The organism is Candidatus Omnitrophota bacterium (assembly GCA_028715415.1).
GTDB lineage: Bacteria > Omnitrophota > Gorgyraeia > Gygaellales > Profunditerraquicolaceae > JAQURX01.
Genome location: JAQURX010000036.1, coordinates 1 through 2619 on the forward strand (window position 1 = coordinate 1; position 2619 = coordinate 2619).

Genomic DNA, 2619 nt, shown 5'->3' on the forward strand with positions numbered 1-2619 from the left:
AAAACAGTGCCTGACTACTTAGAGCGTGTCTTTTACACATGCGGTCCAAGGCCGATGGTAGATGCGACGTTGGCTATGCTTACTTAGATGGGGCTCCCTGAGGCGCGGATAAAATCCGAGTACTTCTCCGGTTATCTAGGGGCACCAAGCGACCGATCTACTAAGTAGTAATACAATGGAGAGATTCGATCTTATCTGGCGCCAGGGCACTTCTGCAGAGGAAACGCAGCCCATAGACCACTTAAGCCTTAACGCTGCGGACTGCAGCCTTCTTAAGAGCTTCGATTCCAGCTAGAGGCTCTCCAGAGAGATAAGTTATGCTCGCACCACCTCCCATGCTTACATGGGAGAACTTTGACTCCAGGCCGAGTTGATCAATGGTAGCTGCAGTATGCCCCCCTCCCGCAATGGAGTAGATCGATTTGGTTGCAGCCTTAAGAAGCTCTTCCGTCCCGGTCCTGAACTTCTCCAGCTCGAAAATGCCAGTCGGACCGTGAAAAACGCTTACATGGGCCGCCTTCAGTTCCATAGAATAGTTTGAGATCGTCTCCAAACCAATATCGGAAATGGCCAGATCATTCGGTATCTTGTTCACTTTTACTTCTACACGCTCTCCGTCTTTGTCTAGCGCTACATCCACGGGCACATCGATTTTGCCGGGATATTGTTTAAGCAGCTTTGATGCGATGGGGATCAAATCCGAATACTTCTGGTCCAAGATAAGTTTCCGGTTAACATCGCCTACGTCTGTGCCATTTGCGATCATGAATACAATGGCCACAACGCCAGACGTTAGGATCTTATCTGCAGCATCTCGTTTGAGAGCGTTAAGGATCATCCTAATCGAGTCGTCCGCCTTAGTTCCACCTAAGGCAAAAATCGTTGGGTGATCGTGAGTCTTCAAACCCTTGTCCAAAGCCATAATTTCTTTGTCCATTAGGATGCCAGCAACACTAGGCAAAACCCCTGTAAACCCTACTACCGAACAATGCGATCTGTGAGAAACTGAGAAGGCATCATTCACAAAGAGATCAAAAAGTGGAGACAACATCTTAACCATGTGACTTTGGGCATGCTCTTCGGAGGTGAGGTTCATCATCTCTTCGGCATAAAAGCGAGTGTTCTCGAGGAGCAAGATCTCACCTTCTTCGAGAGACTTTAAAGCATCTCTTGCGCAAGTGCTGAATAAGTCGTCCTCGTAGGCCACTTCGCGACCTAGAAGTTGTGTTGCCAGATTTGCATGAGCTTCTAGGGTGGTATAATCCTTCTTTCCGGGCCGGCTCTGATGAGACATCAGAACTACCCTAGAGTGCTCCAGGGATCGCAGCGTACCTAAATGACTCCTAATTCTTCTATCGTCCAGGATGTTTCCCTTAGCATCCATGGGTGAATTAAAGTCCACCCTTACAAGTACTCTTTTATTGTCAAGTACGACATCATCCATCGTCAGATAATCCTTCAACATGTCTACCTCTTGTTGACAATTCAAGTCGATATCTAGTCAATATCATTCTAGGGAGGAAAACCATCTTTCGCCCTAATCTGGCACGTAAATCGCTGATTTTGTATTATGTACAAATAGGAATATTATATCATTCCTTTTTTTACACTCTATAAATCACTCTCGAAGCCAAGACCAAGCCTTGTTGATATCGGCAGTATGGAAGAATTTAGCGTCACGAGCATAGAAGGGTTTGGCCAGATGTGCCATCCACTTCTCCCAGGTTTTATCGCCGACTATGGCCATTTTTTGGATCTCATGACGAAATTCTGATCCAAATTTCAGATCTTGTAGCCATGCCTCCATTTTCTCCCATTTAAATTCGCTCAGGTCAAACAACAAACGAATGTTACCTTCCTTTTACACCAAGGTTCTGACTTCCGGCACCATTGTTTTGTAGTCGGAGGCTGTAATGTTTCCAATCCATTTAAATCCTATCACATTTCCCGAACTATCAGCTAATCTTTCTATCATTTTGTCATCCTCTAAATTTTTAGCGTTCTATATGATTAGAAACTACTTATTGCTGTCGGAATGTTCAATAGTTCTATTACCTCATTGCCCGTTTAATGCTGAAAACTTCAATATAACTTGGAAACAAAAATATATATTGGTGGCGTGGTTTAAGTATGGATTCTATCATCAGGGCCGATGAAGCCTGAAAAGCATATTTAATGAATTAATCTCTCATCAAACGAAAGTGTTCTATCTACTCCAGAAGCGAATCAAGACTCCAACAATATGGCCCAAATGAAATTTTGGAGAAGAAAGTCAATCCGCTTATAAAATTTCTGGGTTATTTTTTGGGGGGACTATCGCCTAGATGATTGAGGCTGCAACTATTCTTTCCGCAATACTAATCCGCTGGGACGACTTTGCAATTATTTTCTTGCTTCTGCTCATGAACGGCATCTTCAACTTTTATCTAGTAACGGCCATAGTGATATTATTGTTGGCTTCACTTAACGATTTTGCTATCATGTCTATGGCCTAAGACCGCGCTGAGTACTTGCAAAGACCCGATCGTTGAAGTATGTCCCGGTCATAGGAATGTGCCTATTTCTGTGATTGATAGGAACAGTAGAGATTTTTGGCTGCTTTTCTTTTGACTTATTTAT

Annotated in this window: 2 protein-coding genes and 1 pseudogene; 1 reads left to right on the plus strand and 2 read right to left on the minus strand. The window is 43.8% G+C overall.

Features of this window, described 5'->3' with window-relative positions:
- Nucleotides 1-241: 241 nt before the first annotated feature.
- The gene (gene pgk / locus PHO70_08625; protein MDD5433024.1) at nt 242-1465 is read right to left on the minus strand and encodes a phosphoglycerate kinase; all 1224 of its coding nucleotides are present in this window, start codon (nt 1463-1465) and stop codon (nt 242-244) included.
- Between the two features lie 153 nt (nt 1466-1618).
- A complete protein-coding gene (locus PHO70_08630) occupies nt 1619-1843 on the minus strand; it encodes an STAS/SEC14 domain-containing protein (GenBank protein MDD5433025.1) in 225 nt (74 codons plus the stop codon).
- Nucleotides 1844-2190: 347 nt separating this feature from the next.
- On the opposite strand from PHO70_08630, the pseudogene PHO70_08635 reads away from it, so the two are divergent.
- A pseudogene (locus PHO70_08635) lies at nt 2191-2426 on the plus strand (cation-transporting P-type ATPase).
- The last annotated feature ends 193 nt before the right edge of the window (nt 2427-2619 follow it).